The following is a 16,051-nucleotide window of genomic DNA, read 5'->3' on the forward strand; positions in this document are numbered from 1 at the left end:
GGGTCCTGGGAGAGTAGGACGCCGCCAAGCACAGATAACCACTGCCGATCTTTCGGCGGTGGTTTTTTGTTCATCCTATCATTCTGCCGGATTTCAATTTTACACTTGCTTTATATCGGATTATGTGATATTATATTTTTTGTTGTTCAAATGATATGGCCCGTTGGTCAAGGGGTTAAGACACCTCCCTTTCACGGAGGTAACAGGGGTTCGAATCCCCTACGGGTCATTTGCTAACGACGCGGGGTGGAGCAGCTCGGTAGCTCGTCGGGCTCATAACCCGAAGGCCGCAGGTTCAAATCCTGCCCCCGCAATTTATTTCCCCAAAGTGAAGGTATGCTTTGCAGCGTATTCCGATTCCTTTCCGGGGATACTAGAAACACCTTTGCCTCTTGGAACCGTGGTGTAGAGGCCTAACATGCCTGCCTGTCACGCAGGAGATCGCGGGTTCGAATCCCGTCGGTTCCGCCATTTAAGTACAACCCCATAGCAGTAAGCGGACGTGGCTCAGCGGTAGAGCATCGCCTTGCCAAGGCGAGGGTCGCGGGTTCGATTCCCGTCGTCCGCTCCATTTTGCGCCCTTAGCTCAGCTGGATAGAGCGTTTGACTACGAATCAAAAGGTCGGGAGTTCGAATCTCTCAGGGCGCGCCATTTTAATCATTCAACCAGTGTTCCAGCTCCTATAAGGAGCGGAGCACTTTTTTGTTATTCCGGCAAATCCGATGTACAAGGAGGAGGTTCTGCAATGGGTAAGGTAACGGTTGTAGGCAGTGCGGCGATGGATTTGACGGTGCATGTCCATAAGCGTCCGGCAGCCGGTGAGACAGTAATCGGCAGCCGGTTGTATTTGTCGCCCGGAGGCAAAGGGGCGAATCAGGCGGTGGCAGCAGCCAGGCTTGGCGCTGAGACCTTTTTTGTGGGATGCATAGGCAAGGACGGCTACGGCGAAATGATTCGCCGCAATCTCCTCTCGCAGGGTGTCGATGTCTCATGGCTGGAGGATACCGATGCTTGCGGGAGCGGGACTGCGCACATTACGTTATCCGAGGCGGACGGCGACAACAGTATTGTGGTGATCCAAGGAGCGAACGCGCTGGTAAATCCGGATTTGGTGAAACGGGCTGCCGTGCGCCTGAAGGAATCGGATGTAGTGCTCATTCAAAATGAGATTCCTGCCGATGCCATTGATTCGGTACTGGACTGCTGCCGCACCTGCGGAGTGAAGACGATTCTAAACCCGGCGCCCGCCGGAGGGCTGGCTCCGGAAACGCTGCTGAAGGCCACGTGGGTCATTCCGAATGAACATGAACTCCATGTCTGGTTCCCGGAGCAGAATTTGGAGGACGTGCTAAAGGCTAACCCCGGGCAGATGATTGTAACCTTGGGCGAGCAGGGCGCAGTCTACTGGGAGAAGGACGCGGTTGTCCGCATCCCATCCTATAAAGTTGAAGCTATAGATACGACTGGAGCGGGAGATACCTTCGTGGGAGCGCTCGGGGCGGCGTTAAGCGAAGGCCAGCCGATCAAGGAAGCTTTGAGGTTCGCGAATGCTGCCGCTGCTCTGTCTGTTCAACAACTGGGAGCACAAGGCGGCATGCCGGTCCGGGAAGAGGTGGAACAGTTGCTGAAAGGGTAGAAGATACGCATATTTTGTCAGCGGCAGGGCACAATTTAGGAAAAAGCAGAATGAAGGGATGTTCATGTTCCACGCTTTTAGCCTGAAAAAACAGCTCTGGCGCCGTTGGAAACGGTGGAAAAGTGCTCCCTGGGTGGGAGCCTGCTGCGCCTGCGCTTCGATTCTTCTCTTTGCCGGGCCCGGAGCCTGGATCCCGGAACGCATGACGAGTCTGCTGGAGACGCGCCGTCTGCCGGAAGCTTCTCTCATGGAGAATGGCCCCGCTGCCGCTGTCTTCCTGCAGGAAGCTCTGCCTCCTGCGGACGAGTCCGGCGGCCCTGATGCCAAGGTCTATGAAGAAATCAGACAAGTAATCGGAGACGATGCCGCCGCGAAGCGGCGTGTGCACTACCGGACGGTGTACGCAAACGGTGAAGAAATCCGGACAGAGCCCGGGCTGCTTGATTCGAAATTCGTTCTGCTGCTGATGGAGCGGCATTCCGACTGGAGTCCCCGGTTGTCTGAAGACGGAGATGTATGGCTGGAAAAGCGGATCGATGACCTGTCGCCGGGCTGCAAGAACAATGCTTATATCGGCATTGATGCGCTGGGGCGGCTGACTCTGTTCCAAGGGCCGCCGCGCCGGGACAGGGCGCTGCGGACGTTTTACGAAATCGATCAAGGGGCGCTCAAATCTTCGCTGCCGGAAGAAATGTGGAGGCAACTGAGAGAAGGGATTCGCATTCAGGATGCGGATGAATACCGGAGCGTATTGTCGACCTTCAGCGATTACGCCCGGGACGGGTCGGAACAGGCGCTGTATGGGCAGCCCGGTCTGCGGAGAGATTGAAGCGCAGTGACGCAGAAGGCGAACAGCCGTGTCTATCGCACGGCTTTTTTGCTGTGTCCGGAACGGAAGCGGCGGGCAGAATTCGAAAGTTTATCCACCCGCTCGGGTGGATTTTTGCTATAATGAGTGAAAGGAATACATATGTTCGCTTGTGGGACGTATGCCGACAGAGGAGAGTACATCCATGCGTATTTTGGGAATTGATCCGGGACTGGCCATTGTCGGTTTCGGTTTTGTGGATAAGAACGGCAGCAAGCTGACGCCGGTTCAGTACGGCTGCATTCAGACAGAGGCGCATACGCCGGAGGCGGAGCGCCTGTCGCATGTCTATGACGGCATGATCCAACTGATTGACCGGTACAAGCCGGATGCGGTGGCGATGGAGAAGCTGTATTTCAGCCGCAACGTGACGACGGCTCTTCCGGTGGCGCAGGCTCGGGGCGTGCTGGTGCTGGCTGCGGTGCAGCGGGGACTGCCGCTGTCCGAGTATACGCCGATGCAGGTGAAGCAGGCGATTGTCGGATACGGAAAGGCCGAGAAGAAACAGGTCCAGGAGATGGTGCGCATGTTCCTGAAGCTCAGCCAGATCCCGAAGCCTGACGACGTAGCGGACGCCTTGGCGGTGGCGGTCTGCCACGCGCACTCTTACACGCTGAATTCGAAGATAAATGAGGTATTGGGACGATGATTGATTTTTTGCGGGGAACGGTTGAACATCTGGAATCCGAATACGTAGTGATCGAGGTGCAGGGCGTCGGCTACCGGGTCTTCTGCCCTAATCCTTTTGCGTTCGCCAAGAAGGAAGGCCCGGTGACCGTCTATACACACCATCATGTGCGGGAGGACGCGATTCTGCTGTTCGGCTTCCCGACGCGCGAAGAGCAGCGGCTGTTCCGCAAGCTGATCGAGGTGTCGGGGATCGGTCCGCGGGTGGCACTGGGCATCCTGGGCGGCGGAACGCCGGATCATGTGATCTCGGCGATCTATCAGGAGAATGTGACGTTCCTGACGAAGCTGCCCGGCATCGGCAAGAAGACGGCCCAGCGGATGATTCTCGACCTGAAGGACAAGCTGGACGGTCTAAGCGGTATTACAATGCAGACGGGATTGTTCGCGGCGGAACCGGAAGCCGGCAATGCCGAGCCATGGCAGGAAGCCAAGGACGGCCTGCGGGCTCTGGGCTATACGGAGAGCGAGCTGGACCGCGTATGGTTGACGCTGAAGAAGAGCGGGGAAGACGCGGGTTCGGTCGATGTTCTGATGAAGAAGGCGCTCAAGCTGCTGTATGTGGCGAAGTAGTTCGCCGGACCGGCGGCGATTTCATAGGAAGTGGAGCGATGAATGATGGAGGACCGGATCATATCCGCGAATTTGATGATGGAAGACCAGGCGGTGGAACTCAGTCTGCGTCCCCGCTATCTGGCTGAATATATCGGACAGAACCAGGTCAAGGAGAACCTGAAGATTTACATTGAAGCGGCCAAGATGCGCAAGGAAGCGCTCGATCATGTGCTGCTGTACGGCCCCCCGGGTCTTGGCAAAACAACGCTGGCGAACATCATCGCCAACGAGCTTGGCGTCAATCTCCGGACCACGTCGGGTCCGGCGATCGAGCGGCCCGGCGATCTCGCTGCGCTGCTGACGAATCTGCAGGAGGGCGATGTGCTCTTCATCGACGAGATTCACCGGCTTCACCGAACGGTGGAAGAGGTGCTGTACCCGGCGATGGAGGATTTTGCGCTCGATATTATGATCGGCAAAGGGCCGAGCGCCCGTTCGGTCCGGCTGGACCTGCCGCCGTTCACGCTGGTAGGCGCGACGACACGGGCGGGACTGCTGTCCGCTCCTCTGCGCGACCGCTTTGGCGTGGTCAGCCGCCTGGAATTCTATTCCGTGGATGAGCTCAGTTACATTATTTCCCGGGGCGCCGATATTCTCGGCGTCGAGATGGTCGGAGACGCTGCCGACGAGCTGGCGCTGCGCTCGCGGGGGACTCCCCGTATCGCCAACCGGCTCCTGAAGCGGGTGCGGGACTACGCACAGGTACGGGGCGACGGCATTATTACGCCGGAAGTGGCGGGCGAAGCGCTTAAGATGCTTCAGGTTGATCCTAGGGGCCTGGACAGCATTGACCACAAGATGCTGTATTCAATGATAACGAGCTTCCGGGGCGGTCCCGTCGGATTGGATACCATAGCTGCGACCATCGGCGAAGAAAGCCAGACCATTGAAGACGTCTACGAGCCTTATCTGCTGCAGATCGGATTTCTTCAGCGTACGCCGAGAGGAAGGATCGTCACTCCGGCAGCCTATCAGCATTTGGGACTTCCCATGCCGGAGCAGAACGGCTCTTCCGGCCGTTAATAACGGATTGACCATAAGGAGGACAAAGGATGGAAGCAGGACGCAGAAAACGCGGCATAAGACGCGCCGGAACACTGCTGCTCGGTCTGGCGGTAACGGCGGGAATCTTAATCCCGTCGGCCGGGACAAGTCTGGCGGCCGGCGCCGACATTCGGGTAGCCTTATATGCCGATCTTGGCAGCAAATATAAATCGACGACGCCCTTCGTGACGCTCCAGTCCGCACAGGGCTGGAATCTGGCCGAAGCGGGAGGCGGAGCGGCGCTTCTCCCGGTGGCCGCCACTGCGAAAGTGCGAATCAGCCTGGATACCTACCGGGTCAAAGTCCTGGAGACGGCGAGTTGGTCCGAAGCTGCGGCTGCGGCGAAGATCCTGCAGGGGACAAGCGATAAGCCGCAGCTGTTCCGCAGCGCCAAGAACGGCGGGACGGTCTATCAGCTGTACACCGGGCCTTACGCCAGCGAAGCGGCCGCCAAGGATGGCGCGTCCCGTGTTGCCGCATCCGGAATCTCGCTTCCGGGCGGACAGACGCCGGCCGTCCGCGGCGGCAAGCATTTGTCGGCCGGCAGCTATCCGACTCTGGCGGAAGCCGATGCGGCCCGCCTGACCCTGGCTGCGTCGGGACTGGATGCCTGGACGGCAGCAGTGCCCGGCGACGGTGCCGCCCGTTATGAGGTATGGGTCGGCGAAGCGGCCAATGAAGCCGACCTCGCGGCAGCCAAAACGCTGCTTCAGCAAGCGTTCGCCCAGCTGCCGCTCGTCAATTCCGGCAGCGGAATTCTGGTGAGAACCGACAGCGGAGGTGACTGGAGCAGCGAAGTGCAGCTTCCACACTACCAGATCTCGGGCAGTGGAGCGGCCTTTGCCGCGGCCGGCAACGAAGCCGGTATCCAGCTGGCCGAGCGCTCCAAACGGACATACCGCGGAGATATAGAGCTAAGCAGTATGAACGGATCGCTGGCGGTCGTTAACGAAGTTCCGCTGGAGCAGTATCTCTATGCCGTTGTAGGTGGAGAGGTGTCGGCAAGCTGGCCGGAAGAAGCGCTCAAGGCACAGGCGGTAGCAGCCCGGAGCTATGCTCTGGCACAGGGCAACCGGTTCGACATCGCCAATGTGGTAGACACGACGCTGAGCCAGGTCTATAACGGAATCGGAGCGGAATCGGCCTCGATCATCAAGGCGGTAGATGCCACAGCCGGCGAAGTGCTGATGAGCGGCGGCAAAGTGGTGGAGACGGTCTTCTCCTCCAATGCCGGCGGCGTTACTGCCGACCCGTCGGAGGTATGGGGCAGCGGCAGCGGTTCGGTATTTGCGAGCGTGGACAGCTCGGGTGACGCTGCGGCTTCGGCCACCGCCAAGAAGTGGTACTATGTACTGCTCCCGAGCGGAGCGTCCGGATACGTGCGGGAAGACAATGTGAAGCTGACCGGCACGAAGACAGCGGGGGGCTTGGCCAAGCTTACGGCAACGGTGAATGATGTCAATGTGCGGCCGCTCCCTGTCGTTCAGAGCGGAGTATCCCCCGTAGGCAAGATGAATGCCGGGGAGACGGCGGTGGTGCTGAACCAGACGCTGGAATCCGGCAGCTACAGCTGGATCAAGGGACCGTATACGTCAGCCGAAATTCTCAAGAGCCTTAGCGGGAAGACGGGCAGCACGCTGCCGTCCTCCATTACGAACCTTCAGGTGACCGGACGCGGGCCTTCCGGTCGGGTCGTTCAGCTCAAGGCCAACGGAACCGTGGTCGAAGTGAAGTACCCCGATTTGTTCCGCTCGGCGCTCGGCGGACTGCCGAGTACACGGTTTGATATTGTGCCGGCGGCCAGTTATACTGTACTAGGCGCCGATGGCAAGACGGTTACGGCCGGAAGCTCCCCAGCCCAAGGCGTATTGTCGGCTTCCGGGCTGACGACGGGCGGTGGCAACGGAACGGTCATCTTGAACGGCGGGGGCGAGGCCCGTGTCGTCGAGAAATCGCCGGGGTTCTATTTTATCGGCTGGGGTAACGGCCATGGCCTGGGCATGTCCCAATGGGGCGTGAAGGGTATGGCGGATGAAGGCCGGACGTACCGGGATATTTTGCAGCATTATTTTCACAATGTCACGATAGTTAAGGAATGAAGATACAGATGAAAGTGGATTTGTATGATTTTGATTTGCCGGAGTCGCTGATTGCGCAGACCCCGCTCAAGGAGCGCAGCGCCTCCCATCTGCTGATGCTGGACAAGTCGACCGGCAAGACGGAGCACGGGGTCTTTACGGATATTGTCGATCGGCTTCAGCCCGGCGATACGCTGGTGCTGAACGATACGCGGGTCATTCCGGCCCGCTTGTTCGGCGTGAAGGAAGACACGGGCGCCAAGGCGGAAGTGCTGCTGCTTCAGAATCTGGGCGAGGACCGCTGGGAGGCGCTCGTGAAACCGGGCAAGAAGCTCAAGACGGGCTCGGTTATTGTGTTCGGCGACGAACTGAGCGCGGTAGTCGAGGAGGAAGGCGAAATGGGCGGGCGGACCATCCGGTTCCGGTACTCAGGGATTTTCCAGGAGATTCTGGACCGGTTGGGAACGATGCCGCTGCCTCCTTATATCAAAGAGAAATTGGACGACCGTGAACGTTATCAGACGGTCTATGCCCGTCATGAAGGATCGGCGGCGGCGCCGACGGCGGGTCTTCATTTTACGGAAGAGCTGCTGAAACAGATTGATGCCAAGGGAGTGACCCTTGCTTATATCACGCTTCATGTAGGGCTGGGAACATTCCGGCCGATGTCGGCGGAGACGGTTGAAGAGCATGTCATGCATGCCGAGTATTACAGCCTGTCCCCGGAAACGGCGGAGGTGCTGAACCAAGCGAGAGCCGAGGGCCGACGTATTGTTGCTGTAGGCACTACCTCCTGCCGGACGCTGGAGACGGTGGGCACCCGCTTTGGGAAGAATCCGCTGGAAGCTTGCAGCGGCTGGACCGACATCTTCATCTATCCGGGGTATGAGTTCAAACTGGTCGATGCGCTGATTACTAACTTCCATCTGCCGAAATCAACGCTGGTCATGCTGGTCAGCGCGCTGGCGGGACGCGAATCCGTTCTGTCCGCCTATCGGGAAGCGGTTGAGATGAAGTACCGGTTCTTCAGTTTCGGCGATGCAATGTTCATTTATTAAGCTTAAGAGCTAGAGGATGGTTGACGAAAATATGGCAGCAATTACTTATGAACACATCAAGACCTGCAAGCAGTCCGGCGCCCGGCTGGGCCGGGTTCACACCCCCCACGGCGTGATCGAGACGCCTTGCTTCATGCCGGTGGGCACACAGGCGACCGTCAAGACCATGAGTCCCGAGGAACTGAAGGCGATGGATGCCCACATCATTCTGAGCAATACCTATCACCTCTTCCTGCGCCCGGGGCATGAGATTGTGCGCGAAGCCGGAGGCTTGCACAAGTTCATGAATTGGGACCGTCCGATTCTGACGGACAGCGGCGGCTTTCAGGTATTCTCGCTCGCTGAAATGCGCAAGATTTCGGAAGAAGGCGTTCATTTCCGTTCCCATTTGAACGGAGACAAGCTGTTCCTCTCTCCGGAAGTGGCCATGGAGATTCAGAACGCGCTGGGTTCCGATATCATGATGGCGTTCGATGAATGTCCGCCGTATCCGGCGGAGTATGAGTACGTGAAGAAATCAACCGAGCGGACGTCCCGCTGGGCCGAGCGCTGTCTGAATGCCCACGGCCGGAAGGAAGACCAGGGGCTGTTCGCAATTGTACAAGGCGGTATGTACGAAGACCTTCGCCGTCAGAGCGCAGCAGATTTGACTTCCATGGATTTCCCGGGGTATGCTATTGGTGGACTGAGCGTAGGGGAATCGAAGGAATTGATGTATGAAGTTCTGGATTATACCGTGCCGCTTCTTCCCGGGAACAAGCCGCGTTATTTGATGGGCGTAGGTTCGCCGGATGCGCTTCTTGAAGGCGCTATCCGCGGGGTAGACATGTTCGATTGCGTGCTCCCGACCCGGATTGCCCGTAACGGTACCACAATGACGAGCCAGGGAAGACTGGTTGTCCGCAATGCTCAATATGCCCGTGATTTCGGGCCGCTTGATCCGGAGTGCGACTGCTATACATGCCGCAACTATTCGCGCGCCTACCTGCGCCATCTGATTAAGGCGGACGAGACGTTCGGACTGCGGCTTACGACCTATCACAACCTTCATTTCCTGTTGAATTTGATGCGCCAGGTGCGCCAGGCGATTATGGAAGACCGGCTTCTGGATTTCCGCGATGAGTTTTTTGCGCAATACGGGTTAAATGATAATCCGAAAGGTTTTTGATATTTTCGTGTTGTCGGTTTATCTGTAGAAAGGGGGGAAAATGATGTTCCAATATGCGAGTACACCTACGGGGGGCAGCAGTTCGATCTATGGATTGATCCTGCCGTTTGTTCTGATGTTCGTGGTCTTCTATTTCTTGCTGATTCGTCCGCAGCAGAAGAAGACCAAGAACCGCAACGCTATGCTGAAGGCGCTGTCCAAAGGCGATAAGGTGGTGACCATCGGCGGCTTGCACGGCACGATCGTAGAAATTACCGACGATATCGTGATTTTGAAGGTTAATGATGTGACGAAGCTTACCTTTGACCGGGGGTCTATCAGCCACTCGATTACGGAGAGCAACTAACTTCTAATAACGGACAAGTTCCAGCCAGCTCAGAATTTATTCTGGGCTGGTTTTTTTGCGTTTTACGGCATGGAATGAACAGAACTTGAAGTTTTGAATTGTTTTTAGGAAAAATCAGTAAATATTTATATGATCAAAAGTAACCAAGATAATCTTTTAAATATAGGAATTAATATAATTTAATTTGAATTAAAGGAAAAAAATGTTTACAAATAATTCGGCGAGTTTTATACTATCCCATGTAGTGAAAAAAAGTACAAATATTGAAACGATAACCATATTCCGTGATGACGAGGTATTCTACGATGAATGGTCTTTTTGTAAAAAAGGATCTCGGGTTGCTTAAACGATGTCTGGCCTATCTAACCGCCTACAAGATTAAAGTAACGGCAACCTTTCTGTGCATTGGCGCCTCGTTGGCTCTGCAGATTGTTCAGCCGTGGTTGATCGGGAAAGCTATCGGGTTTCTCTTCACGAAGAATCTGAATCAGCTTGGCCATATGTTGATCTATCTTTTTGTGGTGGAACTCGGTGTGGCGAGTCTCAGTTTTCTTCAATCCTATTTATTCTCCTCCTTAAGCGAGTACATCATCTATGATCTGAAGAATGATATGTTCCAGAAGATCATTGAGCTACCCGTGAAATTGTTCGATCGCATGAAGGTTGGGGAGTTGATTTCCCGTCTCCAGGGAGATACGGCCATTGTAGCCGATATCCTCACCAATCAGTTCATAAATACTGTGATTGATATTCTTAAAGTACTGATTATGAGCTTTGCCGTGTTTCGGATCAGCCCTCTTTTATCTCTAATAGTAATCGCAAGTTTTCCTCTCACCCTCTTCATATTCACGTATTCAGGCAAAAAAGTACGTCTGCAGAGTCAGGAACTGGCGAAGTGCAATGACCACTACTTTGGAAATCTTCAGCAATCCATTGCTGGGGTCAAGGAAATCAAGAGTCTGGGGATCATTCCCAATACCCTCTATCAATTCCGTAGGTTGGGGCTGAACCTTCGAACCAAGAACATCACCATAAATGTAATCAGCACAATGGCCAGATCATTGTCTCAAGTCATTTCTTTTGTTTCTCAAATTGCCATTATTGCGTTGGCTGGCTATCTGATTGCAAAAGGCAAGCTTCAGATTCCATACTTCATCGCCTTCCTATCCTATTCCGGTCAGCTAACATCTTCGCTGATGAACTTGACACAAGTCAGCAGTACTTTCCAGAGAGCAATGACTTCGCTGGAGCGAATTTTTGACCTGCTCGATGACTTCGGAATGCAGAAAGAGCGATTCGGACCGATCAACAGTCCTATTGAAAAGGGAGCCATCGCATTTCGGAATGTTTCCTTCGGCTACGAAGATCAAAGGAAAATTCTGCATCATTTGAATTTCTCCATTCCAAGCAACTCGATAACGGCAATCGTAGGCAGCAGCGGCAGCGGCAAATCCACTCTGATGAATCTGCTCCTACATTTCTACGGAGTGGATGAAGGGGAGATTCAAGTGGATGGCGTTAATCTCAATGACTACTCCGAAGCTGTAGTGAGAAGGCATATCTCCATTGTCCATCAATCTCCCTATCTCTTTAATTCTTCGTTCTCGGAGAATATGCGGGTAGCCAATGCCGACGCTACGGAAGAAGAAATGATCGCGATATGCCAGAAGATCAATATTCATAATTACATCACCAATCTGCCCGATGGTTACAACACGATCATTGAAGAGAATGGGGCGAATTTATCCGGCGGACAGCGACAGCGGGTCGCAATCGCAAGAGCGATGCTGAAGAAATCCAAAATCATTTTGTTCGATGAAGCCACGTCTGCTCTGGATAACGAAACCCAGCAGTCGGTTAAAGATTTAATCCAACAGATCGCTTCCAATCATACGGTAGTGGTCATCGCACACAGGCTCTCCAGCATCATAGACGCCGACCAGATTCTGGTTATTGAGGCAGGAAGATTGGTGGGACAAGGTACCCATCGCAGTTTGCTGGGAGAGAACGCCACTTATCGAAAATTGTATGAGCACGAGCTGGAGTATTCAGCGGAATTAATCAGTTGATATATCTTCCCGGGATCATCCCAGGAATTTATATACCTTGCATTTCATTAAGAAGAAGGGAGGAAAAACGAATGAAAAAGCTTCACAAAAAGAACTTTTCGCATACCCAAACTATTGAGGCCTATGCAGACTGCAGCATGTCCTGCGCCTGTTATTGTCCGACCTGCAGTTGTTCGGGATGGGATTGGATTCACTGGAGCGATACCAAGGTAACTTCCAACAGTATTGCTCAGAACTATACGCCTACGGCAACCGCTCAAGTCAGATAATCAGACCAACACTGGGGTCGATGAAGAATTATGTTCATACGGCCCTGGTGCTATCTAAATGTAAGCAAAGGAGATAGAACTGTGGCGATGGAATCCGATAAACCGCTCATCTATTCGTTTGAGAATATGAACCGTTTTTATTTTTTTGATGTGAACACAAATAAAATTATTAATATAGATGAAGAGACCTACAAAGCTTTAAATGATCCTGATCCTGCACGTGCGGACGAGCTTCCCAAGGTTGGAAGGCTCAAAAAGGAAGGGTTTCTGTCCAGTAACCGTGTCGAGAAAATTGTTCATATCAACAGTGGAATGCTTGAGGAAATTCTAGGTTACAATTTGCGGAAGATTATTCTGCAGGTTACGCAAAACTGTAATTTTAGATGCAATTATTGTGTATATTCAGGTTCTTATGTTAACCGGACGCACAGCAACAAAAGAATGGATTTGGCTACTGCACTGAGCGGCATAGATTTTCTGATCGCCCACTCCAAGGATTCCAAGGAAATCGACATCGGTTTCTACGGCGGCGAGCCGCTGCTGGAGATTGACTTGATTACAAAATGCATGGATTACGCAATCGAAGCAGCCGAAGGGAAAAGCGTTACTTTCAGCTTAACAACAAACGGAAGTTTGCTGAACGAGACCAATGTTCAACGATTGCTGGGCTATAAGCTGAGAATAACGGTGAGCCTGGACGGCCCTCAGGAAATCCACGATAAGAACCGGACCTTTGCGTCCAACGGTTGCGGTACTTTTAACACAGTCTACCGAAATATCCAACGGATTGTGGACAAGTACCCGGAAATCAAAAGAAATCTCTCCTTCTCCATGGTAATTGATCCCGCTGCACAGTTTAATTGCCTGGACGAGTTTATAGCGGATCAAGACGAGTTTTTTAGTGAATCGGCGGTTCTCGGAAGCTTTATCTCCAATGTATACCGGGAAGATGAACAACTGCAATTCAGCGAAGACTTTGTAGGGCAGTGGGAATACAGCAAGTTTAGATTTTTATTGTTTATGCTGGGAAAAGTGTCGGCCGCCAATAACTCGCAATTGATTCGCGCTGCCTACCGGGAACATTTTGACTACATCAGCAATTCGCATCGTAATGTCGCACCGATGGCTCAGGAAGACCATCATGCAGGACCTTGTGTTCCGGGACAGATCCGCTTGTTCATGAGTGCAGACGGCAACCTTTATCCTTGCGAGAGAGTCAGCGAAACCTCGGATATTATGAGAATTGGAACGATTGAAGACGGTTTCTACCTGGATAAAGTGGAGGAACTGCTGAATGTCGGAAAGTTAACCGAAGAGAGCTGCAAGGATTGCTTTGCCTTCCGCAATTGCCGTATTTGTGCTTCCTTATCTGATGATGGCACCAAATTGAGCAAAGAGACAAAGCAAAAAGCCTGCCAGGATGTTCGATTCAATGTGGATGAAATGCTAAGGGATGTCTGCACGCTGAAAGAATGCGGATTTACCAAAGATATGATTCAGATGAGAACCGGATTTTAAAGGAGCGAGAAGACTTGAATAAGGACAGAGTATTAGTATTTCCCTATGATCTGCAATTCACTCCTTTACTGAGACAGAAGAGCTTTGTTGACAGATATGCGTCCATTCGACTCTGTTCATTGCCAGGCTGGGGCCTGTGTGAACGGGATGCAGGTTATGCGGACGGTGGGGAACCCTTGAATCTGGAGGTCGAACAGGATTTCGAGGGGGTACTGGGGGAGGTCGATGCCGTCATTTTTGCCGACGCTGACAATCGGTATCATTTCGAAGAGATGATCTATCCGAAGATTCTCGCAGCCATTGCGGCTAAGAAGAAGATTGTGACCTTGCTTCCGCTCGGTGAGAAGCTGGAGGAAATCCGAATCAAGTGCGATGAGAACGAGGTTATGTTCAGAAGCTATGTCCATGGACCGGAACAGGAACCGGTTGCCGATTATATCGCGCAGATGAGACAGGAAGAGCGAAAAGACATCATGGATTCTAGAACCCCGATTCTGGCAGTGATCGGTTTGGCGGAACACACCGGAAAGTTTCAGCTTCAATTGGCTCTCAAAGCCAGTTTTGAAAAGCTGGGATACAAAATTAGCGTGATAGGTTCGCGTTCCTATTGCGAATTCCTTGGATTCCACTCCTTTCCTTCCTTTATGAAGTCTGCGATGAGCGAGACCGACAAGGTGCTGTGCTTCAACCGCTATATCAAAGAGATTGAAGCGAAGGAGCAGCCGGATCTCATTATGGTTGCTGTGCCTGGCGGGTTCATGAGATATAACAACAAAATCATTAATGATTTCGGGATTACGGCCTATGAAGTATTTCAGGCGGTGGTGCCCGATGCCGTCGTGTTGAGTTTGTTCCATGAGAAATACAATGCTGATTTTATCAATGAGCTTCTGCAATCGACCAAGTACAAGCTCGGACTTGAAGTCGATGCGCTTCATCTTTCCAACCGGCAAATCGACTGGGTGGAGATGACCAATTCCAAACCGGATTGCATCAGCACACTTACAATAAATCCGGAATATTTGAAGAAGACGGTTGAAGAGTGCTCAGCGCAATCCCCTATTCCGGTCATTAATCTGATGGAAGAAGGCGACGAAGAACGTCTTGCCGGGCTGATCGTCGATAAGTTGTCAGAGGCCGAGATGGCCGTGCAATTTTAATTAACAGGAGGAAGATCAGGATGGGGATTGCCAGCCAGAGACAGGATAAGAGCCTTGAGACCATCGCACAGACGGTCGAGGATTTGATTAACAACAAGCTGCGTATAAATACGAGTGAGTGGTCCGATAAGTACGACCAGAACTTTCTGGACTCCAAAACGCAGTTCCGAGCCAGACATTTGCTCATGCTCTATTTCGAAATTGAACAACGCTTTGGCATTGCCATTCCGGAAGAAGATATTGTTTCGGGGCGTTTTTGCACCATCCGGCAGATTGCCTCCATACTCGTGAGAGAGTTAGAAGCCAAGAGCGTCTGATCATGCCGGAGCAGGTGAATCTATGTATCATCGACGATGGTGTGAACGCGGAGCTATTGTCTATGGGACCTCTTACATTCAACAAAGAGGTGACTGCGAAAGGCTGCCGCGTTATCGAAAGGGCCAAGGGAGATCCTCCGGTTCTGAGCCACGGTACAGTGTGTGCAGGGATAATAAATTTGTATGCGCCGTCTGCCAGGCTATCGAGTATTAAAATCTTGCAGGCCGGAAGCGATCCGACAGGTTCGGTCAATCAATTAATCGCGGCCTTATACTGGTGCGCGGAACATGACATCCGAATTGCGAACCTGAGCCTCGGAAGCACCTGTTACAGAGATTTTGAACCTATTACTCGCTGTATTAATGAAGTAACCGCCAAAGGGTTGATTGTTATTGCCGCCGGCCATAATAATCAGCTTTTTACTATGCCTGCCAGTCTGACTAATGTGATCGGCGTAAAAAGCGCTAAGCTCCCGGCCTCGACCTATCAATTCGATCCTTATCCGATGGATGGACAGGAAGTGAGGACAAGCGGAGAGCATACGCTGATTGATCGAGGCGGGAAGAAGATAGAGACGCAGAACTATAACAGTTTCGCGGCTCCGTATATAAGCGGTCTGGTGTATCACATGATCGGTGAGAATCCGCATTATCGAGTCGAAGAAGTGAAGAAGGAGCTTCACGACCGTGCAGAAGAGAGCGTTCCGAAAGCATATAATCCCTTTCTATGTGTAAATCGGGATTGGATGAGTGTGAAATCAGCAGCTCCAAGGGAGAAGAAGATCTGGGATGAGCCATTGTACGTGGAGCAATTGACTCGATGGATGAACGAAGGGGAATGCCAAGGCAGCTGCGAAATACCGGTTCTATCCATAGTGGGAGCCCGGGACACCGAGTGGATCGGGCAACTAGGCGAGTTGTTCTGTGACGACGGGTATTTCGCAAAATGGGTAACCCCTTACCCGCAACAAGGATACTCGAGTGCGGAGTATTTGCCGCCGGGAACCGATCCTGGCCGTTATTTTCAATTGTTGGTCAAAAAGTACGGATGCGATCTCATCCTGTATGACAACAGGCTGTCTTCCGGACCGCTGTCCTCTTATGACTATGATGTCGTCGTCGATTTAAGCGCAGTTCCCGTCCGAATCAACGGAAGACCTGTTAAGGGCGGAATGAAGAAGATATACCGGCATTTGCTTGGAATCCTGACGGACTAA

15 protein-coding genes and 5 tRNA genes are annotated in these 16,051 nt (G+C 52.8%); all 20 read left to right on the top strand.

Features of this window, described 5'->3' with window-relative positions; translation table 11 throughout:
- The first annotated feature begins 157 nt into the window (after positions 1-157).
- Positions 158-229: transfer RNA gene (locus RBI05_RS17585), tRNA-Glu, on the top strand.
- 11 nt (positions 230-240) lie between these two features.
- Positions 241-314 (top strand) — tRNA-Met (locus RBI05_RS17590).
- Positions 315-394: 80 nt separating this feature from the next.
- A tRNA-Asp gene (locus RBI05_RS17595) sits at positions 395-471 on the top strand.
- A gap of 25 nt (positions 472-496) precedes the next feature.
- Positions 497-571, top strand: a tRNA-Gly gene (locus RBI05_RS17600).
- A gap of 4 nt (positions 572-575) precedes the next feature.
- A tRNA-Arg gene (locus RBI05_RS17605) sits at positions 576-652 on the top strand.
- A gap of 94 nt (positions 653-746) precedes the next feature.
- Positions 747-1,637 (top strand): ribokinase, encoded by an 891-nt coding sequence (gene rbsK, locus RBI05_RS17610; RefSeq protein WP_310552006.1) that lies wholly within the window; start codon positions 747-749, stop codon positions 1,635-1,637.
- A 64-nt stretch (positions 1,638-1,701) separates the two neighbouring features.
- Complete coding sequence (locus RBI05_RS17615; protein WP_310552007.1) at positions 1,702-2,466, top strand: BofC C-terminal domain-containing protein; 765 nt, start codon at positions 1,702-1,704, stop codon at positions 2,464-2,466.
- A 184-nt stretch (positions 2,467-2,650) separates the two neighbouring features.
- Positions 2,651-3,154 carry a crossover junction endodeoxyribonuclease RuvC gene (gene ruvC, locus RBI05_RS17620; protein WP_150457027.1) on the top strand — a complete coding sequence of 168 codons (504 nt, stop codon included), beginning with the start codon at positions 2,651-2,653 and terminating at the stop codon, positions 3,152-3,154.
- Entirely contained in the window at positions 3,151-3,765 is a 615-nt protein-coding gene (gene ruvA, locus RBI05_RS17625) for a Holliday junction branch migration protein RuvA (RefSeq protein ID WP_150457026.1), read from the top strand. Before ruvC ends, ruvA begins: the two co-directional genes overlap by 4 nt.
- 45 nt (positions 3,766-3,810) lie before the next feature.
- A complete protein-coding gene (ruvB, locus tag RBI05_RS17630; RefSeq protein ID WP_150457060.1) occupies positions 3,811-4,830 on the top strand; it encodes a Holliday junction branch migration DNA helicase RuvB in 1,020 nt (339 codons plus the stop codon).
- Positions 4,831-4,859: 29 nt separating this feature from the next.
- Complete coding sequence (locus RBI05_RS17635) at positions 4,860-6,950, top strand: SpoIID/LytB domain-containing protein (protein ID WP_310552008.1); 2,091 nt, start codon at positions 4,860-4,862, stop codon at positions 6,948-6,950.
- Positions 6,951-6,958: 8 nt separating this feature from the next.
- The gene (queA, locus tag RBI05_RS17640; protein WP_310552009.1) at positions 6,959-7,987 is read left to right on the top strand and encodes a tRNA preQ1(34) S-adenosylmethionine ribosyltransferase-isomerase QueA; all 1,029 of its coding nucleotides are present in this window, start codon (positions 6,959-6,961) and stop codon (positions 7,985-7,987) included.
- Between the two features lie 31 nt (positions 7,988-8,018).
- Complete coding sequence (tgt, locus tag RBI05_RS17645) at positions 8,019-9,155, top strand: tRNA guanosine(34) transglycosylase Tgt (RefSeq protein WP_310552010.1); 1,137 nt, start codon at positions 8,019-8,021, stop codon at positions 9,153-9,155.
- Positions 9,156-9,198: 43 nt separating this feature from the next.
- Complete coding sequence (yajC, locus tag RBI05_RS17650; RefSeq protein WP_310552011.1) at positions 9,199-9,501, top strand: preprotein translocase subunit YajC; 303 nt, start codon at positions 9,199-9,201, stop codon at positions 9,499-9,501.
- 305 nt (positions 9,502-9,806) lie between these two features.
- Positions 9,807-11,570: an ABC transporter ATP-binding protein gene (locus tag RBI05_RS17655; protein WP_310552012.1), complete on the top strand. Its 1,764-nt coding sequence runs from the start codon at positions 9,807-9,809 to the stop codon at positions 11,568-11,570.
- 71 nt (positions 11,571-11,641) lie between these two features.
- Positions 11,642-11,839: a CLI_3235 family bacteriocin precursor gene (locus RBI05_RS19320; RefSeq protein ID WP_408638345.1), complete on the top strand. Its 198-nt coding sequence runs from the start codon at positions 11,642-11,644 to the stop codon at positions 11,837-11,839.
- Between the two features lie 87 nt (positions 11,840-11,926).
- The gene (ccpM, locus tag RBI05_RS17660) at positions 11,927-13,357 is read left to right on the top strand and encodes a Cys-rich peptide radical SAM maturase CcpM (RefSeq protein ID WP_310552033.1); all 1,431 of its coding nucleotides are present in this window, start codon (positions 11,927-11,929) and stop codon (positions 13,355-13,357) included.
- Positions 13,358-13,371: 14 nt separating this feature from the next.
- The gene (locus RBI05_RS17665) at positions 13,372-14,517 is read left to right on the top strand and encodes a TIGR04066 family peptide maturation system protein (protein WP_310552013.1); all 1,146 of its coding nucleotides are present in this window, start codon (positions 13,372-13,374) and stop codon (positions 14,515-14,517) included.
- A 20-nt stretch (positions 14,518-14,537) separates the two neighbouring features.
- Complete coding sequence (locus RBI05_RS17670) at positions 14,538-14,834, top strand: hypothetical protein (RefSeq protein ID WP_310552014.1); 297 nt, start codon at positions 14,538-14,540, stop codon at positions 14,832-14,834.
- Between the two features lie 2 nt (positions 14,835-14,836).
- On the top strand, positions 14,837-16,051 hold the full coding sequence (locus RBI05_RS17675) for a S8 family serine peptidase (protein ID WP_310552015.1): 1,215 nt from the start codon (positions 14,837-14,839) through the stop codon (positions 16,049-16,051).

Source organism: Paenibacillus glufosinatiresistens (assembly GCF_031470375.1).
Lineage (GTDB): Bacteria > Bacillota > Bacilli > Paenibacillales > Paenibacillaceae > Paenibacillus_AQ > Paenibacillus_AQ glufosinatiresistens.

Bases quoted from the DNA above. Each gene is read 5' to 3' on its own strand.
- rbsK (WP_310552006.1), top strand. From the start codon at position 747: ATGGGTAAGGTAACGGTTGTAGGCAGTGCGGCGATGGATTTGACGGTG.
- ruvC (WP_150457027.1), top strand. From the start codon at position 2,651: ATGCGTATTTTGGGAATTGATCCGGGACTGGCCATTGTCGGTTTCGGT.
- RBI05_RS17615 (WP_310552007.1), top strand. From the start codon at position 1,702: ATGTTCCACGCTTTTAGCCTGAAAAAACAGCTCTGGCGCCGTTGGAAA.
- RBI05_RS17635 (WP_310552008.1), top strand. From the start codon at position 4,860: ATGGAAGCAGGACGCAGAAAACGCGGCATAAGACGCGCCGGAACACTG.
- RBI05_RS19320 (WP_408638345.1), top strand. From the start codon at position 11,642: ATGAAAAAGCTTCACAAAAAGAACTTTTCGCATACCCAAACTATTGAG.
- queA (WP_310552009.1), top strand. From the start codon at position 6,959: ATGAAAGTGGATTTGTATGATTTTGATTTGCCGGAGTCGCTGATTGCG.
- tgt (WP_310552010.1), top strand. From the start codon at position 8,019: ATGGCAGCAATTACTTATGAACACATCAAGACCTGCAAGCAGTCCGGC.
- RBI05_RS17655 (WP_310552012.1), top strand. From the start codon at position 9,807: ATGAATGGTCTTTTTGTAAAAAAGGATCTCGGGTTGCTTAAACGATGT.
- ccpM (WP_310552033.1), top strand. From the start codon at position 11,927: ATGGAATCCGATAAACCGCTCATCTATTCGTTTGAGAATATGAACCGT.
- yajC (WP_310552011.1), top strand. From the start codon at position 9,199: ATGTTCCAATATGCGAGTACACCTACGGGGGGCAGCAGTTCGATCTAT.
- RBI05_RS17670 (WP_310552014.1), top strand. From the start codon at position 14,538: ATGGGGATTGCCAGCCAGAGACAGGATAAGAGCCTTGAGACCATCGCA.
- RBI05_RS17675 (WP_310552015.1), top strand. From the start codon at position 14,837: ATGCCGGAGCAGGTGAATCTATGTATCATCGACGATGGTGTGAACGCG.
- ruvB (WP_150457060.1), top strand. From the start codon at position 3,811: ATGGAGGACCGGATCATATCCGCGAATTTGATGATGGAAGACCAGGCG.
- ruvA (WP_150457026.1), top strand. From the start codon at position 3,151: ATGATTGATTTTTTGCGGGGAACGGTTGAACATCTGGAATCCGAATAC.